Consider the following 20905-nt stretch of genomic DNA (forward strand, 5'->3'; position numbering starts at 1 on the left):
CCACGAAAACCGCAAGAACCCTGCGGCACTGCCTGGCGTCACCTCACCGACGCGCTTTCATCCATGCATGCTTCTGCCCTGCACCACAAAGTGGGAAACTCAGCACTCACACAGGAGCTCGCAGATGTTCATCAAGTTCGGCACCACCCGGGTCCGCCTCGCCCATATCTCGGTTATCAGCGATCCGTTCAACGCCGGCGAAAGCTTCGGCTCGTACTGCCACTCCGTGCGGGTCGGCCTGCTCTCCGGCGAAGAAGTCTTTGCGCGGTTCAACAGCGAGTCCGATGCACAACAGCTGCACGCCGACATGCTGGCTGCGCTGGAAGGCTGATGCCCGTGCGCAGCGCCGCGCGCGTACCCTGCTGCTGAAGTTCTCCTCATCACCAGATGCAATGCGCGCGGCCGAGACTGCTTCACGCTGGCCCGCATCGCCCTGCACTGCGGGGCACGGGCGCAACGTCGACCTACGCCGCGTGATCGCATCTCTCGCTGTCGCTCCAGCGAATCCGCGCAAGTCCATTGCAGGTTGTGAGCAAGACGGGATCTGGCGCGCGTACCAGCGCCTCACGCGCGGCAGAACGAGCGTTCTGCAGGCGACACGCATCGATCCAGCCAAGTGTTACAAGCGCGACTGACAAATGGCGCACGCCATCAGGCATCGATGCGGATTTCTGCACACACGAAGCGACAACATGCTTATTGCGCGCTTGTTTTCAGCATCGGCAACATCTATTTAACGTGCACACAAAAGCGACGTTAGCTGCGCTCCATGCCTCTGACGCGATCAAGATGTCAGGCGCCGATGGACAGCTGTCGGGGAATCTCTTCCGCGCAATGAATCCGCTGTAACTGTTACAGAACGGAAGGCTTTAGCACGCCCGTCTCCAGCCGCTAGCTGGGCAAGACGCTTGAGTGGATGCACCCCGCATCCACTGGGCCCTTCAGCTGCGCTAACTGGATGCGGTTATGAACGATTATTTGCAACGCTTCAATGTCGGTCGTCGCTTGGGCACGGCTTTCGGCATTTTGATTCTCTTGTCGGGTCTGCTTGTGGCGACCGGCCTGATCACCATGTCCAACGCCCGCTATGAGCTGGATACCATCGTCAACAACAACATGGAGCGCATCCGGCTGTCGAACGACATGCTCGACGCCAATACCAACGTGGCGATCGGCCTGCGCGACATCGTGATGGTATCGGGCGATGCAGCAAACCGCCGCGCAATGGAGATGGTCAAAAACAACCGCGCGCGTTACAAGGAATCTCAGGCTGCACTGGCGACCATGCCCAGCAGCGACGTCGAAAAGGCTGCGCTCAAGCTGGTGCAGGAAAAGCGCGACATCTCGGTCAAATTCAACAACCAGATTCTCGACTACGGTATTCACGACCAGAATCAGGAGGCGCAGGCCTTGTTGCAAGGTGCCGCAGCCACTGCAATGAATGAGCAGCAGGCCGCCATTCGCGACAACGCCGCGTTGGAGCGGCGCCTCAGCAAGGAGGCCTATGCCGCAGCAGTGGCCTCCATGCATCGCGGCAAGGCCATCCTGGCAAGTGGCGGCATTGCGGCGCTGGTCATCAGCACCTTGCTGGCGTGGTTGATCACGCGCAGCCTGACCAAGCCACTGAGCCAGGCCACGCGCACCGCCGAAGCCATCGCCGCCGGCAATCTGCATAACGATGTCCACACCACCGCCAACGATGAAACCGGTCGTCTGCTGCAGGCCATGGACAAGATGCAGCTGCAGTTACGCAACCTGATCGCTGCACAGACCGACATGGCCAGGCATCACGACGCCGGCACGATCAGCTTCCGTATCGATGCTTCGGCATTCCCGGGCGACTACGGCCGCATGGCCAACGACACCAATCTGCTGGTGGCCTCGCACGTGGCCGTGCAGACCGATCTGGCACGCATCATGGGCCGCTATGCCGTTGGCGAACTGTCCGAAGACATGCAGCCGTTGCCCGGTGAAAAAGCGGTGTTCAGCAACACCATGTCGCAGGTCAAGCTCAACCTGTCGGCGATGAATCACCAGATCAAGCATCTGGCGCAGTCGGCCGCCAACGGCGACTTCAGCGCGCGCGGCGATGTCGAGCGTTTTCAGTTCGACTTCCGCATCATGGTCGAAAGCCTCAATCATTTGATGTCCACCGCCGACGGCAACCTGCAGTCGTTGTCGTCGCTGCTGCAGTCCATCGCCGCCGGGGATCTGACTGCACGCATGAGTGGCGACTTCCGCGGCGTATTTGCGCAGATGCGCGACGATGCCAATGCCACCGCCAGCCAGCTGGCGCAGATCGTCGGCAACATCCAGCAATCGGCCGTCTCGATCAACGCGGCTGCCAGCGAGATCGCGGCCGGCAACCAGGATCTGTCGCAACGTACCGAGCAACAGGCGGCCAATCTCGAAGAGACCGCAGCGTCGATGGAAGAACTGACATCCACCGTCAAACAGAATGCCGAGGGTGCACGCCAGGCCAATCAACTGGCGATCGGTGCCGCGCGTGTTGCTTCGCAAGGCGGCGACGTTGTGAGCAAGGTTGTCGAGACCATGAGCGGTATCGAAGCCTCCTCGAAGAAGATCGCCGACATCATCAGCGTCATCGACGGCATTGCGTTCCAGACCAACATCCTGGCGCTGAACGCGGCGGTGGAAGCGGCACGTGCCGGCGAACAGGGCCGTGGCTTCGCAGTGGTCGCCTCCGAAGTCCGCACGCTCGCGCAGCGCTCGTCCGGTGCGGCCAAGCAGATCAAGGACCTCATCGACGACTCGGTGCAGCGTGTGGCCGATGGCTCGGCGTTGGTGCGTAGCGCCGGCAAGACCATGGACGAGGTGGTTGCCAGCGTGCAACGCGTCACCGACATCATGGGAGAGATCTCTGCGGCATCGCAGGAGCAATCGGCCGGCATCGAACAGGTCAACCAGACCATCACCCACATGGACGAAACCACTCAACAAAATGCCGCGCTGGTGGAAGAAGCCACTGCCGCCGCACGCTCGATGGAAGAGCAGGCAGTGCAGCTCACCGACGCGGTGGCCATCTTCAGAATCGATGCGCGCCAAGTGCAAGAAACCAACATGCGCTCAGCCGCTCCGGTCGCACGGCTACTCCACAAAGTCGCCAACGCCTGATCCATCTACGGCTGCAAGGTTGCCGTTACACCACAAGACTGCGGCATGTCAGCAAGAGAGCGCCAACCGGCGCTCTCTTGCTTTGGGTATTCACCCATTACGCCATCGGCAAGCGCTTGCGTGTAACGCGGATGCGCGAGCGAGAATGGCGCAGCATGCGCCGAGCGAATCGGCATTGACGATCTGACCGGGCGTAACACCGTGGCAGAAAGCAGCTTTGCCTTGGTCTTTTGAGCTACGCGATCACCTCCATGCAGCGCACTCACCACAACATCTACCTGGCGCCCGCGCAAACGTATCAAGCCCCGTGGGCCGCACAGTTGGAAGCGTTATTCCCCGGAACGCGCAGCGTGAGCGATCTCGTCACCACGTTGCCGCCGGTCGGCAAGATCAAGGACTACTTCACCGCGGCCTTTCTTCAGGACGTCGCAAACAATCCGTTCGACCCATTGCAACTAGACCTGCAACGCAACGAACTGCTCGCTTGGCGCCCGCGCAACCGCATCTCGCTGTGCCGCTCATCCAACGATGCGAGCGTGCCGTTCAAGAACGTCACCAGGGCGATCGACACGTTCAAGCGCAATGGCAGCACCCAGCTGACAACGCTCGATCTGGGCACCGGCAAGCGGGAATACGCCAGCGCCTTCGTGCATCTGGCAGTCGAGGAAAGCTGCGTCGTGGCAGTGCGTCAGCAGCTGCTGGACCGTAGCTGCCGACCGTTGCCAATACGCGCGTCTGCGCCATGTCACCACGCCGCAGGCAGCCGCGGGATGTCGGTCTTGATTGCTTACTCCGGCAGCAGCTGCGCCAGCGCAGCCTTCAGGTCGCGAAACTGAAAGGGCTTCTGCAGCCCGTGCCGATGCCGGAACTTCTCCGGAATTCCGCCTTGCGCATAGCCAGTCACGAAGATGTAAGGCACGCCACGCGCATCCAGTTCTTCCGCAATCGGAAACGACAGCGTTCCACCCAGATTGACGTCCAATACCGCCAGATCCAGCTTGCCCTGCCGTACCACCTCAAGCGCGGCATCGACATCGCCCACCGTCGCCGCAACTTCATAGCCCAGCTCGGCCAGACAATCTTCCAGCAGCATCGCGACCAGCGATTCGTCCTCGACCAACAACACGCGCACGGTCACAGCCGCACCTCGGCAAGCTCGACCGGCAACGGAATGGATACCCGAAACCGCACGCCGGTAGGCTCGAACGCAAGCTCCACGTCGCCCTTGAGATCGTGCTTCAACCCACGCTCCAGCATGCGCGACCCGAAGCCCTTGCGCGTGGGCGGCTCCACGGCCGGGCCACCGGACTCCTGCCATGTCAGCTCGAGTATCTGTTGGTCGTCTCGCATCTGGCGTTCCCATGCAATTTGCACGGAGCCCTCGGACGACGACAGCGCGCCATATTTGAGGGCATTGGTGCACAGCTCGTGCAGTGCCATCGAGAGCGCCAACGCGCGTCGCGGATCGAGACGGCAGGAATCACCCAGCAGCGTAAAGCGCTGACTGTCGCGCGGTGCGTGCAGCGCCGCCGCATCGCGGGTCAGCTCCAGAATATCTGCACTGACCCAGTTCTCCCGGCTCAACGTGTCGTGCGCACGCGACAGCGCGAGCAGGCGCGCGTCGATTTTTTCCTGCACATCGGCAAGGCTATCGGCATTGTTGAACGACTGACGCGCCAACGACTGCACCATCACCAACGAATTCTTGACCCGATGGTTGAGCTCGTTGATCAACAACTGCAGATGCTGCTCGTGCTGTTTGTGCTCGGTGATGTCGCGCGTGGCGCCGACGATTGCCTCGACGTTGCCATCCGGCCCGAACACCGGCGTAAAGATGTAATCGTAGACCCGCAATCCCTTGACCGTATGCGGAAACGGCACCTCGCCCCGAATCGGCTGACGCGTGGCAATGACGCGCTCGATCTCCTCGTCATGCATCGCGGCATGCCACGGCTCGTAGCCCAGCTCCAGGCACGTCTTGCCAGACGCGTCTTCCCAGCGTATGCCCCACATCGTCAATAGCGCCTGGTTGGCGTAGACGAAGCGATGCTGGGTATCGAACACGTATAAAAGGTCCGGCGTGGCCTGTAACAAAGCCTCGTAAATCCGCGACCTTGCGGCGTCCTCCTGATACTCGGCCATTCCCGTCATGGTCCTGAGGTTGGACCGCACAATAAAGTGATTGCCGTGAACGCGCGATCATGCCGACATCCGGATCCGGGCCACCCAAACCGGAATACCCCCCTCTTGCCTCATACCTGGCAAATCAGGCAGATACGTCGGTCATCGCGAAGCGGCCTGGACCTAACGCGTGCACCGGCGCTGCTGCGACAGGTGTTGCATGCACTGATGGTGACGCAAGACCGCCGCATTACCTTCACCCGCGATCCAGGTCCGCGAAAGGCCTGACGGATCAGCGCTTGGACACGCGCTTCGCTGCGATCGCCACCCGGCGATGAACGCCGGAATAACCCATTCGATTCGCAAGCCCACGGTCACCTCGGCGTCTTATGCGCACCGTAGCCTACCGCCGAAAGTGACCAACACCCCATCCTTCCACCCCTCGAATCGGTCAGACAATGCCTTCGTTCTCGCACAAAACCTTTCTTCCGACCGCGATGCTGTCGCTCGGCATCATCCTCTGCTCCAGCGTGGCCACGACTGCCGCCGCAACATCGCTGCATGTCGTCTCCCGCACGGAGCAGATGACATCGTTCACCCACACCGGGCCGAGCAGGACCGAGGTGTTCAATCAACAATGGGCCGACGGTGCCGCGCAGTGCCGCGACGCGTTTCCGCAAACCACCTCGGTGCAGCTCGGCCAGGTCAATGCCCGCGCGATCAACGCAAAGACCTTCAAGGTCACCGGCAAGTGGATTTGCAGGGGTTGATCACTGCGGCCGGCGAGCAGTGCTGATTCAAGAATCAGCCTGCTTCAGGCGCAATCGCCAGGCGAGAACGAACATCGCGGCGACTGAGCAACCCATGCGTAACCGCAAGGCGCTGCGGACGCGTGCAGCATGATAATTGCGCAGCAGCCCTCCCCCGATTGCGGAGCATGGGGTTGGCTTGAAGCCTTGGTCTAGATGGTGGGTCACGATGGACTCGAACCATCGACTAAAAAGCTTGGAAGAAAGCGATTTTTCGCATATCGATCAGCGACTTATGGCCGCAAGTTTCCCGGAGGATTGCCCCGGTGCCCTCGCTTCGCAAGGCATTACCCGCACTTTTACCGACATCTGTGCAGCACCCCTAGGCCATCAGTGCGAACGGCGTGCCCGGTGTAATGCCGTTGCCTAGGCGCTGGCGTGGACCTACTTGCTTGGCCGCCTGGCTATTCGCATTCCTCGCCGCATGCATGCGGCTCTCATGGTCAGAGTCTTTGAGCAAGGCGGACACAGTTGCGGCCTGCCTGCTTTGCCGCGTAAAGCGCTTCGTCGGCTTGTCTCAACAATTCGTCCGCGCTCACTTCTTCGTTATAGGAATCGAAAAGACATGCGCCTACGCTTATTGTTAAATGCCCATACGGACTATCGAGATGTTCGATGGAAAGTTCAGCAACACGCTGCACCATTCGCTCAGCTGTCATCTTCAGAGCAGCCCAATCGCTGGACGGCAAGAGCACCGTTAGCTCCTCGCCACCATAGCGAGCCGCAAGATTTCCAGCGCGGCGCGCCTGATTTTTGAGGACGTTGGCCACCGCTTTAATGCAAAGATCGCCTGCTGGATGCCCATAGCGATCGTTGTAAAGCTTGAACTGGTCTATGTCCACCATAATGACCCCGAGTGGCAATGCGGTGCGTCGCGCACGGCCAATCTCTGCGGGCAGAACCGCATCCAGTTGCCTCCTATTCGCTAGGCCGGTCAAGCTATCTTGCATTGCGATGGCTTCAACAGCGGTGTAAGCCAGACGTAGTTCATCCTCAATTCGCAATGTCTGCCGTATTTGGCGTGAAATAAGAACCACAAAAAGCGCTGGAATAAATAATATCAGGCACAACATAAGCAGCGATCTGCTGAGGCTTGCGTACCACGCTGCCAAGATTGCCTGCTTCGACTTACCCGCCAAGACCACTAACGGATAGCGACCGAGGCGTTCATAGCCATACATCCGTTCAACTTTATCTGTAATTGACACAACCATTGCCACACCACTCGGAGAGCGCGGCAAATACATCCTAAAGATATCCCCTTGCGCAATACTCTTTCCTATCATGGCGGGGTCAAACGGGTGGCGCACCATGATCTTTCCCGCACTGGAGGAGAGGACCACGACACCCTGCTCTTCCAATTGAAATTGGGCGTAAAAATCACTGAAGTATTTCACACGCAGGGTGACGAGAAAAACCCCTCCGAAGCTTCCATCCCGCTTATTTATTCTTCTCGATACCGGAATGATGAGTTCTCCGGTAGAACGGCTGGTGATCACATCTCCAACATGTATCGCCTCATCCGCGTGTTCTTTGTGATAAATAAAATACTCCCTGTCTGAATTATTAGCTGATGCCGGAATAACATCCTTACCAGTAACGACCCATTTTCCGTTTTCATCATACACAAAGATACCGTGCAACTCTGGCAAACTACTCAACTGACGACGAAAGAGCTGCTGCAACCGGTTCTTGTCAATATTCTCAAGGCCGTCCCCTTCAATGCGCTCCACCACTCCAAGAGACAGTATCTCAGCGTCCTTAATCGCATCTTCTGCGTGCTGCGCAATCGAATGAGAGAGATTCCCTGTCGTCTCCCGTGCTGTTTTTAAGGCGTAATCATACCCGATCCAAGCTTGATACGCGTTAGTCCCAAGCAGCAAAACAATCATTGCCACAGCAAAATAGGGAATAGACCTAATAATCAGCCGTTGCTGCCTGATGGATGCCATCACGACTTTATTCCACAGCAGATTCCCGAGCCGCCATTATTCATGCCCACCCCACTGACTGATATCCTCTTCGACGAATAAGAGAGCCACGAAGCTCGCTGAATAATCTTCATCCTCGACGACGCGAAGCCAGGCTCGACGACCAGTGACATGCTCCCCGCTGAGCACACGCACTGGAAATGCGGCCCCACTGCCAGCACAGTGTTGCAAACTCAAAAAATCGCCAGAGTCATTTGACCAAAGCGCGCTTGCATTGCAAGATTCCAGTGTATTCGCAGGCTTTTCCAACAACCTGCAAAAGGCCGAATTAACAGCAGTCACTCTTCCGCCACCATCAAAGACGGCCATCGCCACCGGCGATATTTCAAACCCTTTTTGCTTCGATCGCGCCAGCAGCGCGCCATCATTTAAACGACTGAATATAAGGCCACTTACCTTCGAGGCCAGCTGCCTAAGCAACTTAATTTCCTCGGCGTTGATTTCTTTGGGCTTGGCATCAATAGCACACAGGGTCCCAATAGCCAAACCGTTATCGCCGCGTAACGGAACACCTGCGTAAAAGCGAATATACGGCGGGCCTTGCACAAGGGGATTGTCGGCAAACCTTTCATCCATCAATGCGTCATTGACGATAAGAGGCTCGTCAGCACTTAAGGCGTGAGCACAGAACGAGACATCTCGAGAGGTCTGGCAAGCATCAAGGCCTATTTTGGATTTGAACCACTGTCGATCTCCCTCAACAAGGGAAATCAACGCAATAGGGACATCCAACCCCTGCGCCAACGCGTGAGTGACTTCGTCAAGGACGCTTTCGGCTGGGGTATCCAATATATCGAGTTGACGAAGAAGGCGAAGCCGCGCCTGCTCGTTTTGGGGATACGGTGCAATAAGCATAGTCAAACACCGAAGAAGGCCGAGCCATCATACCTCCGATGCCAAGATTTAGAGGCCTTACTCACTTCTCAAGTTGGATCAGCGCTCGCGCGCCCGGTTTTGCTTCTGGGGCGCTGTAAAGACCCACTGAAACTCTGCTCAGGTGTTAGTTTTCAGAGGAGACATCGATGAGTGCAGTGATGGACGAAGAACAGATCAAGCGCTGGACGGCCCGGCGCAAGTCGGCGCTGGTGCTGGAGATCATCCAGGGGAAGACGACGGTGGCCTTGGCCAGCCGGCAATTCGACCTGACGCCCAATGAGATCGAAGGCTGGGTCGAGGAAGGTAAGCGCGGGCTGGAGAACGCGCTGCGGGCCAAACCAGAAGACGTGCGCGAGCAGTACGCACGCCAGCTCAAGGACCTGCAGGAAGCCTACGGCGAGGCCATGCTGGAACTGCGCGCCCGAAAAAAGTTGTCAGCCCTGCTGGGCAAGGACGAGAGCTGATGGTCTCGATCCAGCAGGGCCTGAAGGAGGACGGGTTCGACGTCTCGATGGTCAAGCTGTGCCGCTGGTTCGGTGTGGCCCGGCGCAGCGTGTACTACACGCCGCGCAAGGCAGTGCCGAAGGTGAAGCCGGAGCTGGCCGCACCGATCGAAGCCATGATCGAGGCCGAGCCGTCGTTCGGGTATCGGACGGTGGCCGGACTGTTGGGGATGAACAAGAACACGGTGCAGCGGATCTTTCAGATCAAGGGCTGGCAGGTGCGCAAGCGGGCCGTGGGCAAGCGACCGCGGATCGAGGCCTTGCCCTCGGTGGCCAGCGCGCCGAATCAACGCTGGGCCACCGATCTGTGTCGGGTCTGGGGCGGCAAGGACGGCTGGCTGAGCCTGGCCCTGGTGATCGATTGCCATACCCGGCAATTGCTGGGCTGGCAGCTCTCGCGCACAGGCAGGGCCAGCACCGCCGTGGCGGCCTTGGAGCAGGCGCTGATCACCCGCTTCGGCACGCTGGGCAAGGTCAAGGAGCCGTTCCTGCTGCGCTCGGACAATGGCCTGGTCTTCACCAGCCGCGACTACACCCGCCTGGTCGCCGGCTACGGCCTCAAGCAGGAGTTCATCACGCCACACTGTCCGCAGCAGAACGGGATGGTCGAGCGCGTCATCCGAACACTCAAGGAACAGTGCGTCCATCGGCACCGGTTCGAGAGCCTGGCCCACGCCCTACGCGTCATTGGCGACTGGATTGGGTTCTACAACCGGCAGCGGCCGCATCAGGCACTGAAGATGATGACGCCTGACCAAGCCTATGCCGCTACATTAACCACCTGACCTGTGCAGAAACCGATGGGTCATTACAGCGCCAAGAACAGACCGCCCCTGCACTCGATGTCACTAGCGGCCTCAACAGCTCTTCTGGTCGCTCCAACAGCGGTCAAGGCGCGGGCGAGCTTCCCTCGCCCAGGCTCCGCCCGTGTGGTGCCATCTCGTGATTGCCGAGGCATCGCGCTCTGCTTGGCTGATTGCTTGGCTGATTGCTTGGCTGATTGCTTGGCTGATTGCTTGGCTGATTGCCTGGCTGATTGCCTGGCTGATTGCCTGGCTGATTGCCTGGCTGATTGCCTGGCTGATTGCTTGGTTGATTGCTTGGTTGATTGCTTGGCTTGCCACATCGACTGCTCTGGCATTGCGGCACGATCTTTAACCTGGCAGCAGCACTCCACCCGCTTTGGCGTGGCAACGATCTGACTTTCGGTGAACAACGGAACCGGCGCTCAGTCCCTCAACAAGCGTACGCACTTGGACAATCACAGGTGCATCCACTTGAAGTGCGAGCTTTGTCGGCATGCAAGTGAGCGCGCGCTCCCGAACCCACTTGTGCCGCGGCGAAGGCTTTGCCGTAGCGGCGGCCGTGAGACCACCGCTCGCCTAGAGCCGGCCAGTGATCAGCGCGGTGCGTTGTGCCGGCACTGCAAATAGTCCAGCACGCCGCGTCCATCGGACACCTGCATTGGGTCGCCATAGATAAAGGCGGCGGCAATTTCCCTGCCGCACAAAAAAAGGCGCCGTCGGCGCCATCTGACCTGCTGAATTAAGTGGTGGGCCGTGATGGATTCGAACCATCGACCAAAAGATTAAAAGTCTTCTGCTCTACCGACTGAGCTAACGGCCCACTGACCCGACTGCGCGTCGGGGTGCGCATTCTACCCTACACAGGCGTCAAGACGAAATCGTGTAATGCGTGGGGTCCTGAACGCCGGCGTCGACAAAGCCGGCGGCGCGCAGCCGGCAGGCGTCGCAGTGGCCGCAGGCACGTCCGTCGGCGTCGGCGCGGTAGCAGGACACGGTGAGGCCGAAGTCCACGCCCAGGCGTACGCCTTCGCGCACGATGTCCGCCTTGCTGAGGAACTGCAGCGGTGCGTGGACGCGCAGGCCTGCGCCTTCCACGCCGGCCTTGGTGGCCAGGTTGGCCAGTATTTCGAAGGCGCGCACGAATTCGGGGCGGCAGTCCGGATAGCCGGAGTAGTCCACCGCATTGACACCGCAGAACAGGTCGTTGGCGCCGACCACTTCGGCCCAGCCGAGCGCCAGCGACAGCATGATGGTGTTGCGCGCGGGCACGTAGGTGACCGGGATGCCGTCGCCGCCGGCCTCCGGCACCTCGATGTCGTCGGTGAGCGCCGAGCCGCCGATGCTGCGCAGATCCACATCGACCACCTTGTGCGCGACGACGCCCTGCGCCGCGGCAACGCGTGCGGCCGCATCCAGTTCGGAGGTGTGGCGTTGACCGTAGCGCACGCTCAGCGCGTACACGGCAAAGCCCTGCTCCTGCGCGAGCGCAATGACAGCGGCGGAGTCCATGCCTCCGGACAACAGAACGACAGCTTTTTTCATTTCAGGACGGCATCGACAACGGAAGACGCAAAGGCTAGCAGGGTCGGCGCCGGGCCGCGATGCCGAGCGGTCTGTTCGGCACGCTCATCAACCGAGGCAACACAACGGAGGCGCTGGAGACTGCTTTGTAGCCGAGGTCAGAATGCAGACGCTAGTGCATCAATAGCACGCCGCTGGCGATGGCCAATGACACCTCACACAGTTCCGGCGCAATCGCGTTTGATCGAGCCATCCGGCACGACGACCAGTCGCTCTATTCCTCGCGCTTAGCGGCCCGGCTCGTCGTCCCAGAGAATCTTGTGCAGCTGCATCTGGAAGCGCACCGGCAGGCGATCGGCCACGATCCAGTCGGCGAGCTGGCGCGGCGTGACTTCGCTCTTGCTGGGCGAAAACCATACCGTGCAACAACGGTCGAGCGCGTGCGTTGCGACGATCTCGCGCGACCATTCGTAATCGGCGCGGCTGCAGATCACGAACTTGATCTGGTCGCGTGCGGTCAGCAATGCCAGGTTGTCCCAACGGTTGCGCTGCTCCTCGCCGGAAGCGGGCGTCTTGATGTCGACCACACGCGAGACGCGGGCATCGACCTCGGAAACATCCAGTGCGCCGGAGGTTTCCAGCGACACGTCGAAACCTGCATCGCACAGCTTCTGCAGCAATACCAGGCAGCGCTTTTGCGCCAGCGGCTCACCGCCGGTCACGCAGACATGCCGCACACCATGGCTGGCGACCTCGGCCACGATCGCGTCGATGTCATGCCACTGGCCGCCGTGGAAGGCGTAAGCGGTATCGCAGTAGTTGCACCGCAACGGGCAGCCGGTCAGGCGCACGAACACGGTCGGCCAGCCAGCCGCTTCGGCTTCGCCTTGCAGGGACAGGAAAATTTCGGTGATCTTCAATCGCGGCAACGGCGACTGGACGATCTCGCTGGGGACGGCGGCGGCGTTCATGGGCAAAGTATGCGCCGCGCCAACAGGCGACGACGCGCGGGCTCAGCGCAGTTGCTGGCCGAGACGGATGGACTGCAGGCGTTCCTGGGCGACACGTGCTGCGTCCGAGCCCTGGTACTGCGAGACGACCTGCTGCAAGGTTTGCTGGGCTTCGTTGTTCTTGCCTTCGCCGTACTGCGACAGGCCGAGCTTCAGCAGACCGCCAGCGGCCTTGTCATGCGTGGGATAGCGGCTGACGAGATCGCGGAACTGCGCCTCGGCAAGCTGGAAATTGCGGGTGGCGTAATAACTCTCACCCAGCCAATACAGCGCATTGGGGGTGTAGACACCATTGGGATAAAGCTCGAGAAAACTCAAGAAAAGCTGCGACGCGTCGTCGTATTTGCCGTTCTTCAATGCATCGAACGCGACGTTGTAGGCAGTGCGCTCATCGTTGCTGACAGCCATGGTCCCTGCATCGCCATGGACGGACGGCGGCTTCTCGGAAGTGGCCGCCGCTGCAGGCCGCGCGGCCGGAGCCGGGGCTGGGGGGACGCTGCCGGTGGCAGAAGGCAGCGGAGGCGTTGCGCCACCTGCACCTTCCAACCGGTTCAGACGCCCGTCCAGGTCCAGATACTGGTCCTTGGACTGTTGCTTGAGTTGCTCGTTGTCGTGCTGCAGCTGTTCAACGGTCGCACGCAAGCCCTGCAGGTCCGAACGCGCCTGCTGCAGCTGGTTGAGAAGATCGTTGTTGGCCTGACTGTTGGCCTGCTGCTGCTCGAGCACCGCCACACGATCAGCGAGACTGGCTCGCTGGGCGTATGCCGGCGCGGCGACCACAAGGGCCGCCGCGACGAACAGAGATGTCACTCGAAAGCGCATCGTTTCTTACTGAGCCGTGTACACGATTTCGACGCGACGGTTCTGCGACCAGCAGCTTTCGCTGGTTTCGGTGCAGACCGGACGCTCTTCACCGTAGCTGACGACGGTCAGCTGGCTGGCCGAACCACCGGCAGCCTGCAGCGACGACGACACAGCGTTGCCGCGGCGCTCGCCCAGGCCCATGTTGTACTCGCGCGAACCGCGCTCGTCAGCATTGCCCTGCAGGGTGATGCGCGAGGACGGACGGTCGCGCAGGTACTTGGCGTGGCACGCCATGATGGCCTGGAATTCCGGCTTCAGGGAGTCCTGATCCAGATCGAAGTAGACAACGCGCTGGCGCAGGCAAGCATCGGTATCCAGGTCGCCCGGGCCGTACAGGCCAGAGGTGGCCGGGCCGGTGGGAACGGAGGAACCGGCGGTGGTATCGGTTGCGGGAGGCGGAGTTTCCTTCACCTTCTTCGAGCAACCAGCCAGCACGGCAACGGACAACAGGGAGACAAGCAAGACGCGGGTGGACTTGTTCATGGGATACCTATGGAGGCTCTGGGCCAATGAGTGGTTTAACGCAGCGAAATATTAACATTAATGCGCGGTTCGGTAAGGCCCCCAAGCGGGTTCTCTCACATCACCATCGGCCAGAACCAGACGCTGGCGGACCCGAGCGTCGGCGGACACGGCGTAAAGCACGCCCCGGCCACCCTCACGTGCGGCGTACAGCACCATGCTGGCGTTGGGCGCAAAGCTCGGGGATTCGTCCAGCGAACCCGGCGAGAGCGTGCTCCAGCTGGGCGAACCCAGGCTGCGATCCATCATGGCGATGCGGTAGCTGTTGCCGCTGCCCTGTGCCACGGCGATCTTCTTGCCGTCGAACGACACGCTGGCAGTCGCGTTGTAATTGCCCTGGAAGGTGACGCGATTGGCGCTGCCGCCGCTGGCTGCCACCTGATAGATCTGCGGGCGACCGCCGCGATCGGAGGTGAAATAGATGCTGCCGCCATCCGGCGCCCAGGTCGGCTCGGTATCGATGCCGAAGTGGTTGGTCAGCTGGGTCAGCTGCTTGCTGCCCAGATCCATCACGTAGATCTCCGGGTTGCCGCTGCGCGACAGCGCCAGCGCCAGGCGACGGCCATCCGGCGAAAACGACGGTGCACCGTTGATGCCGCGGAAGCTAGAGACCAGCTCACGTGCGCCGGTGGCGATGTCCTGGAGGTAGATCGAGGAATTGCCACGCTCGAAGCTCACGTAGGCCAGCTTCTTGCCGTCCGGGCTCCAGTTCGGCGACAGCAGCGGCTCGGCCGAGCGCACGATGGTCTGCGGGTTGTAGCCATCCGAATCGGCCACCATCAGCGCGTAGCGCATGGCGCCACCCTTACCGCTGGCGGTCACGTAGGCGATACGGGTCCAGAACGCGCCGCGCACGCCGGTGATTTTTTCGTAGATCGCATCGGCCATCTGGTGCGACACGTCGCGCATCGCATTGGCGCGCGCGGTCATCGCCAGACCGAGCATGCGCTCGCCCTTGGCCACGTCGAACAGTTCGTACTCGACGCGATACGCGCCCTCGCCCGCATCCATCACGCGGCCGACGACGATGTAGTTCTGCTTGAGCGTGCGCCAGGTCTGGAATTGCACCTCGGTGCCGCGGGTCGGCTTTTCGACGATCTGCGCCACCGGCAACGTGCGGAACTGGCCGGAACGATCCAGGTCGGCGCCGACGACGGCAGACACGTCGGTCTGCGGTGCAGTGCCGGAGCCCTGGTAGGGCATGGGGACGACGGTGATCGGCGTCGCCGAGGCGCTACCGCCCACGATGTCGATGGTGAGCCCTTGCTGTTGCGCGAGTGCGCTCAGCGGCAACAACAGGGCGGTCAAGGCAGCTAGCCAACGCAGCGGTTTTTTCATGGACGGCTCGGATCGGGCAGGAAAAGTGTGCAAGGGATACCAATCAGCGAGTGAACATACTCGCAATCATGAACGAGACAACGTGAAAATGGAGCGAGCGGTCCAACGGCGAGGCAACTCCGGCAAGCCTGACGCCGGTCGGGCGCTACCGAGCCGCAATCCACGCCGGCAAGACATGAGACGACAACGCATAGACCAGGTTGTCATCAGACGCCTCATACCCCGGCGCAGCGCTCGCAAGCTGCCGCACCACGATCCACCGCCGCGCTCACTGATCCTGCGCGGTGAATACGAAGGTCAGATTGCGCTGGAACACCGATTCGAACCCGCGATACGGCAGCGGCTGTGCGCTCAACACCGCAGCCTCGATCGAGCGCTGGCCGGCCTCGTCGTACGGGCAACCCGGCGCGACCTTGGCCTCCATCACGCTGCCACCGGGCAACTGACGGATGTTGATGGTGCACTTTTGCCCCGGCGGCACCGATGGCGGGCGCACCCACTGGGACAGCACTTTTTGCTGGATCGCAGCAGCGTACTTGGCCGACAGGTCGGTGCTGGTGCCGCCCTGCCCTGCAGTCGGCTGCGCACTGGTCGCTGCCGCGGCAGAGGCCTGCTGCGCGCGCGCAGCCGCAACCTGTCGCAGCTTCTGCTCGGCCAGCGCGGCCTCCTTGGTGGCCTGCTCACGCTGGCGGCGGATGTCGGCGATCTTCTTCTGGCGCTCGGCGTCGGCAGCCTGCTCGGCAGCGGCCTGCTTCTTCTTGGCGTCGGCCTCTTCCTGCTGCTTGGCCAGGCGAAGCTTCTGCTCGGCCTCTTCCTGACGCTTACGCTCGGTCAGGTCGATCTGCTCCTGGCGACGCTTGGCTTCCTGCTCCTGCTTGGCCTTCTCTTCTGAAATGGCTAACGCATCGACCTTGTCCTGGTCGACCTTGTCCGGCTGGGCAACGCGTTCCTGCGCCTGTGCCTGCTGCTGCGTGGGCGCATCTTGTGGCCGCGGCTCGGGAATCGGCTGCGGCGGCGGCACGCTGTCTTCCGGGGCTGGCTCGGGCAATGGCGCCGGCGGCGGCGGTGCTTCCAACGGCGTGGCCTTCAGCGCCTGACGGGCCACGCGCGCCTCGGCGGCAGAGACGTCCAGCGAGGCTTCCATGCTGGGGTCGCCCGCCGCCGGTTCGACCGAGCGTTCGGGCGACCACAGCCAGCCGGCGATGAACACCAGCGCGACCAGAATATGCACGACCAAGGCCAGCATGACCGGTCGCAACCAGCCATCCTCGCGCGCGCCCTGGGTGGGGAGTGCGTCAGCGTGCATCGCTGCCTGCAGTGCCGCCGGAGTCGGAGATCAGGCCGACCTTCTCGACCTTGGCCTGCTTGAGCACGTCGATGGCGTCCATGATCTTTTGGTACGGCGCGGCGCGATCTCCGGCCACCACGACGCGTGCGTCCTTGTCCTGCGCCACGATGGCGGCCAGCTGCGCCTGCAGCGCATCGACGTCCATGGCCTGCGGCTTGCCTTTGGGCAGCTGCAATGCCAGTTGGCCATCGGCGGCGACCACCACCACGATCGGGTCCTGCTTGCTTTCCAGCGCTTTGGCGCGCGAGCTCGGCAGGGTGACGTCGGTGCTCAGGGTCAACAGCGGCGCGGTCACCATGAAGATGATCAGCAGCACCAGCATCACGTCGATGTATGGCACGACGTTGATGTCGGATTTGAGCTTGCGCTTCTTACGGCGGGAAATACCGGAAATCATCGCGAAACGTTCCTCATTAATCCCTCGCACCCACGTGTGCGCTCTGTCGCCAGTGGCTCGCCTGTCCAAGCGACGCAGACCGGCGCATGCGCATTGGCGCTGGACGTATCCAGCCGCTGCGCTGCGCAGGCGTCTGCAACGCGCGCGCGCAGGCCAGAGAGCTTGCGAGAGAGGCGCATTACTCGTCCGCGCCAGCCTGGCGCTGCAGGATGGAGCTGAACTCGTCGGCGAAGGTTTCGTAGCGCACCGACAGCCGTTCCACGCGGGTGGTGAAGCGGTTGTAGGCCCACACCGCCGGGATCGCCACGAACAGGCCGATGGCGGTGGCGAACAAGGCTTCGGAAATACCCGGTGCCACGGCGGCGATACCGGCCTGCTCGCCGCTGCTGACCATGTCGTGCATGGTCACCATGATGCCGAACACGGTACCGACCAGGCCGACGTACGGCGCGGTGGAGCCGATGTTGGCCAGCAATTCGAGATTGCGCTCCAGCTGATCGACCTCACGGGTGAAGGCGGTCCGCATGGCGCGCTGTGCGCCTTCGAGCTGCACGCGCGCATCCAGGCGGCGGCGATCGCGCAGCCGCGAAAATTCGCGGAACCCGCTTTCGAACATCGATTCCAGGCCACCGACGCTGCGGTTGCGGTCGGTTGCCGAGGCGTAGAGCTTGGCAAGATCGGCACCGGACCAGAAGCGGTTTTCGAACTCGTCCGCCTCGCGGTTGGCCTGCTTGAACGCACGCGCCTTGCGGAAAATGATCACCCAACTGATGAACGAGCCGATCAACAGCAACAGCACGATGATCTTCACCGGGATGCTGGCGCGCAGGATCAGATCAACATAGTTGATGCTGCTGTTATGCGCCGCCGTGGCGGTTTGCGCCGCGGCCGCGGTGACTTCCTGCGGTAGTGCTTCCACTACCGTGTCCTGCAGGGCCAGGAGCAATGCAATCGACATCCGTTCGTTCCTCAGTCATCTGATTCTGGGGTTTCTAGAGCTTTCAACACGTCATACAGCGCATCGTCCATGCCGCGCGGGCGGAAGTCGCTGGTGCCGAGTGCGGCGATGCGCACCTCGGCAGTCAACAGCACCTCGCCTTCGCGACGGACCGACTGCGCAAACAGCAGGCTGGCCCGTTTGCATTTCAGCAATACCGCCGACACAGACAGCGCGTCGTCGAGCCGGGCCGGCTTGAGGAAATCCAGTTGCATCGAGCGGACCGCAAACACCAGACCGTGGTCCTGGCGCATCAGATCCTGCCCGTAACCGGCCGCGCGCATCCACTCGGTACGCGCGCGCTCCATGAAAGCAACGTAGCGCGCGTGGTAGACCACCCCGCCGGCGTCGGTATCTTCCCAGTAGACGCGTGTCGGCCAACTGAATACAGGCGGGGAATCGGGAGACGGGAATGGGGAATCGGCGGTCATGGGGACGGATTGTTGATCGAGACGGCCCGGGCGAGCGACAAGCGGAGCGTCATCAGAACAGGTCTCCCGGCTCGCCGATGGCTGGTGCGCGGTCGCGCGGCGGCTTCAGGCCCAGGTGCAGATAGGCCTTGGTGGTGACCATGCGGCCGCGCGCGGTGCGGATCAGAAAACCCTGCTGGATCAGGTAAGGCTCGATCACGTCTTCCAGCGTGCCGCGCTCTTCCGACAACGAGGCGGCCAAGGATTCCACGCCCACCGGGCCGCCGTCGAAATGTTCGACGATGGTGCGCAACATGCGGCGATCGAGCTCGTCGAAGCCTTCCGGGTCGACCTTGAGCATCTGCATGGCCGCCTGCGCCACCGGCAGATCGATATGGCCGGCGGCCTTGACCTGGGCGAAATCGCGCACGCGGCGCAGCAGCCGGTTGGCGATACGCGGGGTGCCACGTGCGCGACGCGCGATCTCGGCGGCGCCGTCGGGCGTGCAGTCGATGCCAAGAATCGCGGCCGAGCGGATCACGATGCGGGTGAGCTCTGCCGGCGAATAGAACTCCAGCCGCTGCACGATGCCGAAGCGGTCGCGCAACGGCGCGGTCAGCAGGCCGGCGCGGGTGGTGGCGCCAATCAGCGTGAACGGCGGCAGATCGATCTTGATCGAGCGTGCGGCCGGGCCGTCGCCGATCATGATGTCGATCTGGAAATCTTCCATCGCCGGGTACAGCACTTCTTCCACCACGGGCGACAGCCGATGGATTTCGTCGATGAACAACACATCGTGCGGCTGCAGGTTGGTCAGCAGCGCGGCCAGATCGCCGGCCTTTTCGATCACCGGCCCGGAGGTGGAGCGCAGGTTGACGCCCAGCTCATTGGCAATGACGTGGCTTAGCGTGGTCTTGCCCAGGCCGGGCGGGCCGAAGATCAGCACGTGATCCATCGCCTCGCCACGCGCCTTGGCAGCCTGGATGTAGATCTCCATCTGCTCGCGCACCGGCTGCTGGCCGAGGTAATCGGCCAGGCGTTTGGGGCGGATGCTCGCATCGGCGGCATCGTCTTCGCGGGTGGCGCTGCTGGCGATGATGCGCTGTTCGGTCATCCCGCCATCTTCGCATGCCGCGCGCGGGCGGCGCAGCCTCTAGAAATCAAGATCGGCCTGCCGCAGCACGCTGAAGAACGCATCGAAGCTGGGCGCGCGCCAGGTCGGGACCAGCCCCTCCCATTTCTCGAAATAGACGACTTCCGGCTCGCACTGCGGGCCGCGCGCGCGATAGTCCAGGCACAGCAGGCAATCGACGTTGTGGCACGACAGCACCTGGTCCAGGCCGGCATGCAGGCACGCCGCCGCACTAAAGTCGTCCGGGTCTTCGAAGGCCGCGGCCAGGTCCAGCACGCTGCCGATCTGTGCAAGCGGCGATAGATCCCGATCCACCAGCACGCATTCCCAATCCACGTAATGCGCGCAAGCAAAGCGCGTGCGCGGCACCCAGCACCAGTCCGTGTCGCCGCCGTCCTGGACGCTGTACAGGCGCTTGAACAACGCCGGCAAGCGCACGTCCAGCCGCGTTTCGGCAGCGGCCAGCGCACCGGCATCTGCAGCCGCTGCGGTGTCGTTCCAATGCCCGGGGCCGCTCCAGAAGGTGCGCAATGCCGGCGGCTGAGGCTGCCAGTGCACGCGCTCGCTCACATCGTGCTTGGCCTGCAATGCCGGCGACCAGTACACGACATCGACCAGCTGCGACAGCAGAGCGTCCACGTTCTCGAACACGATCAACCGACGGTTCCCGCCTGCATCGACATAGACCAGGCTGGGCTCGGCGCCGGGCACGGAATAATCCAGACACAAGGCCCGGCTGGGTGAGCGGTGGTCGGCGGCGATGACGATCAGGCGGCGATCGTCGCCACCGGCGGCCAGACCGGCAAATGCGTCATCGCGGTAGTCCTCGCGGGCACGCACCTGCGCGAAGGAAAACAGCTCCGCGCTGCCAAGCAGGCGCGCGCGCGGAATCAGCCATTCGGCGGTGAGCCAGTTGTCCGGCTGCTCCAGCCACTGCACACGCGCCATCTGCACCGCGCCGCCGTCATAGCGCGCATACAACGTGCGTAGCCACGTCGGCAGATGCACCTCGAGCCGCGCTTGCGCGGCCTCGCTGGCCGGTACACGCCCGAGATTCAGCGCTTCGTCCCAGAAGGTGTCCAGGCTCGGCGAGCGGCCGTAGACCATCCACTGCAGACCAGCCAC

At 62.0% G+C, this 20905-nt stretch carries 22 protein-coding genes and 1 tRNA gene; 7 read left to right on the forward strand and 16 right to left on the reverse strand.

What is annotated here, in order from left to right; all coding sequences use genetic code 11:
* Positions 1-124 precede the first annotated feature (124 nt).
* The 3 genes from ACCQ06_RS16560 (at position 125) to ACCQ06_RS16570 (ending at position 3971) form a co-directional block, all read left to right on the forward strand.
* Positions 125-331, forward strand: coding sequence for a hypothetical protein (locus ACCQ06_RS16560; RefSeq protein WP_170068645.1), 207 nt, complete (start codon positions 125-127; stop codon positions 329-331).
* A 635-nt stretch (positions 332-966) separates the two neighbouring features.
* Positions 967-3135 carry a methyl-accepting chemotaxis protein gene (locus ACCQ06_RS16565; protein WP_228323942.1) on the forward strand — a complete coding sequence of 723 codons (2169 nt, stop codon included), beginning with the start codon at positions 967-969 and terminating at the stop codon, positions 3133-3135.
* Positions 3136-3485: 350 nt separating this feature from the next.
* Positions 3486-3971, forward strand: coding sequence for a hypothetical protein (locus ACCQ06_RS16570; protein ID WP_228323941.1), 486 nt, complete (start codon positions 3486-3488; stop codon positions 3969-3971).
* Here ACCQ06_RS16570 and ACCQ06_RS16575 read toward each other — a convergent pair.
* The gene (locus tag ACCQ06_RS16575) at positions 3923-4273 is read right to left on the reverse strand and encodes a response regulator (protein WP_104616098.1); all 351 of its coding nucleotides are present in this window, start codon (positions 4271-4273) and stop codon (positions 3923-3925) included. The two genes, ACCQ06_RS16570 and ACCQ06_RS16575, sit on opposite strands and share 49 nt — an antisense overlap.
* Entirely contained in the window at positions 4270-5277 is a 1008-nt protein-coding gene (locus ACCQ06_RS16580) for a sensor histidine kinase (protein ID WP_228323940.1), read from the reverse strand. Before ACCQ06_RS16580 ends, ACCQ06_RS16575 begins: the two co-directional genes overlap by 4 nt.
* A gap of 437 nt (positions 5278-5714) precedes the next feature.
* Between ACCQ06_RS16580 and ACCQ06_RS16585 the strand changes: the two genes are divergently transcribed.
* On the forward strand, positions 5715-6026 hold the full coding sequence (locus ACCQ06_RS16585) for a hypothetical protein (RefSeq protein WP_228323939.1): 312 nt from the start codon (positions 5715-5717) through the stop codon (positions 6024-6026).
* Between the two features lie 482 nt (positions 6027-6508).
* Here ACCQ06_RS16585 and ACCQ06_RS16590 read toward each other — a convergent pair whose 3' ends face one another.
* The gene (locus ACCQ06_RS16590; RefSeq protein ID WP_316692641.1) at positions 6509-8017 is read right to left on the reverse strand and encodes a sensor domain-containing diguanylate cyclase; all 1509 of its coding nucleotides are present in this window, start codon (positions 8015-8017) and stop codon (positions 6509-6511) included.
* 36 nt (positions 8018-8053) lie between these two features.
* On the reverse strand, positions 8054-8911 hold the full coding sequence (locus ACCQ06_RS16595) for a GAF domain-containing protein (RefSeq protein WP_316687726.1): 858 nt from the start codon (positions 8909-8911) through the stop codon (positions 8054-8056).
* A gap of 167 nt (positions 8912-9078) precedes the next feature.
* Here ACCQ06_RS16595 and ACCQ06_RS16600 point away from each other — a divergent pair, with 167 nt between their 5' ends.
* The 3 genes from ACCQ06_RS16600 to ACCQ06_RS16610 all read left to right on the forward strand — a co-directional run bounded on the left by ACCQ06_RS16600 (position 9079) and on the right by ACCQ06_RS16610 (position 10593).
* Positions 9079-9396: a DUF1153 domain-containing protein gene (locus ACCQ06_RS16600; protein ID WP_316685821.1), complete on the forward strand. Its 318-nt coding sequence runs from the start codon at positions 9079-9081 to the stop codon at positions 9394-9396.
* On the forward strand, positions 9396-10220 hold the full coding sequence (locus ACCQ06_RS16605) for an IS3 family transposase (protein WP_316685822.1): 825 nt from the start codon (positions 9396-9398) through the stop codon (positions 10218-10220). The genes ACCQ06_RS16600 and ACCQ06_RS16605 overlap by 1 nt, the downstream gene beginning before the upstream one ends.
* A 157-nt stretch (positions 10221-10377) precedes the next feature.
* Positions 10378-10593 (forward strand): hypothetical protein, encoded by a 216-nt coding sequence (locus tag ACCQ06_RS16610; RefSeq protein WP_316687728.1) that lies wholly within the window; start codon positions 10378-10380, stop codon positions 10591-10593.
* 392 nt (positions 10594-10985) lie between these two features.
* Here ACCQ06_RS16610 and ACCQ06_RS16615 read toward each other — a convergent pair.
* The 12 genes from ACCQ06_RS16615 to ACCQ06_RS16670 all read right to left on the reverse strand — a co-directional run bounded on the left by ACCQ06_RS16615 (position 10986) and on the right by ACCQ06_RS16670 (position 20905).
* Positions 10986-11061 (reverse strand) — tRNA-Lys (locus tag ACCQ06_RS16615).
* Between the two features lie 47 nt (positions 11062-11108).
* Positions 11109-11783, reverse strand: a complete 675-nt coding sequence (queC, locus tag ACCQ06_RS16620) for a 7-cyano-7-deazaguanine synthase QueC (RefSeq protein WP_316687730.1) — start codon at positions 11781-11783, stop codon at positions 11109-11111.
* Positions 11784-12049: 266 nt separating this feature from the next.
* Entirely contained in the window at positions 12050-12733 is a 684-nt protein-coding gene (gene queE, locus ACCQ06_RS16625) for a 7-carboxy-7-deazaguanine synthase QueE (RefSeq protein ID WP_104616853.1), read from the reverse strand.
* 42 nt (positions 12734-12775) lie between these two features.
* Positions 12776-13594, reverse strand: a complete 819-nt coding sequence (gene ybgF, locus ACCQ06_RS16630; protein ID WP_316687732.1) for a tol-pal system protein YbgF — start codon at positions 13592-13594, stop codon at positions 12776-12778.
* 6 nt (positions 13595-13600) lie between these two features.
* Complete coding sequence (pal, locus tag ACCQ06_RS16635; RefSeq protein WP_039423449.1) at positions 13601-14119, reverse strand: peptidoglycan-associated lipoprotein Pal; 519 nt, start codon at positions 14117-14119, stop codon at positions 13601-13603.
* A gap of 57 nt (positions 14120-14176) precedes the next feature.
* Entirely contained in the window at positions 14177-15496 is a 1320-nt protein-coding gene (gene tolB, locus ACCQ06_RS16640; RefSeq protein WP_039423448.1) for a Tol-Pal system beta propeller repeat protein TolB, read from the reverse strand.
* A gap of 268 nt (positions 15497-15764) precedes the next feature.
* On the reverse strand, positions 15765-16802 hold the full coding sequence (gene tolA / locus ACCQ06_RS16645) for a cell envelope integrity protein TolA (protein ID WP_316687742.1): 1038 nt from the start codon (positions 16800-16802) through the stop codon (positions 15765-15767).
* Entirely contained in the window at positions 16792-17241 is a 450-nt protein-coding gene (tolR, locus tag ACCQ06_RS16650; RefSeq protein ID WP_104616850.1) for a protein TolR, read from the reverse strand. Before tolR ends, tolA begins: the two co-directional genes overlap by 11 nt.
* A 178-nt stretch (positions 17242-17419) precedes the next feature.
* Positions 17420-18199 (reverse strand): protein TolQ, encoded by a 780-nt coding sequence (tolQ, locus tag ACCQ06_RS16655; protein ID WP_104616849.1) that lies wholly within the window; start codon positions 18197-18199, stop codon positions 17420-17422.
* 11 nt (positions 18200-18210) lie between these two features.
* Complete coding sequence (ybgC, locus tag ACCQ06_RS16660) at positions 18211-18669, reverse strand: tol-pal system-associated acyl-CoA thioesterase (protein WP_104616848.1); 459 nt, start codon at positions 18667-18669, stop codon at positions 18211-18213.
* A gap of 52 nt (positions 18670-18721) precedes the next feature.
* Positions 18722-19762 carry a Holliday junction branch migration DNA helicase RuvB gene (gene ruvB / locus ACCQ06_RS16665; protein ID WP_055849093.1) on the reverse strand — a complete coding sequence of 347 codons (1041 nt, stop codon included), beginning with the start codon at positions 19760-19762 and terminating at the stop codon, positions 18722-18724.
* A gap of 39 nt (positions 19763-19801) precedes the next feature.
* A complete protein-coding gene (locus ACCQ06_RS16670; protein WP_316687748.1) occupies positions 19802-20905 on the reverse strand; it encodes an SMI1/KNR4 family protein in 1104 nt (367 codons plus the stop codon).

The sequence above is a fragment of the Xanthomonas sp. NCPPB 4467 genome, assembly GCF_041475665.2.
Lineage (GTDB): Bacteria > Pseudomonadota > Gammaproteobacteria > Xanthomonadales > Xanthomonadaceae > Xanthomonas > Xanthomonas dyei.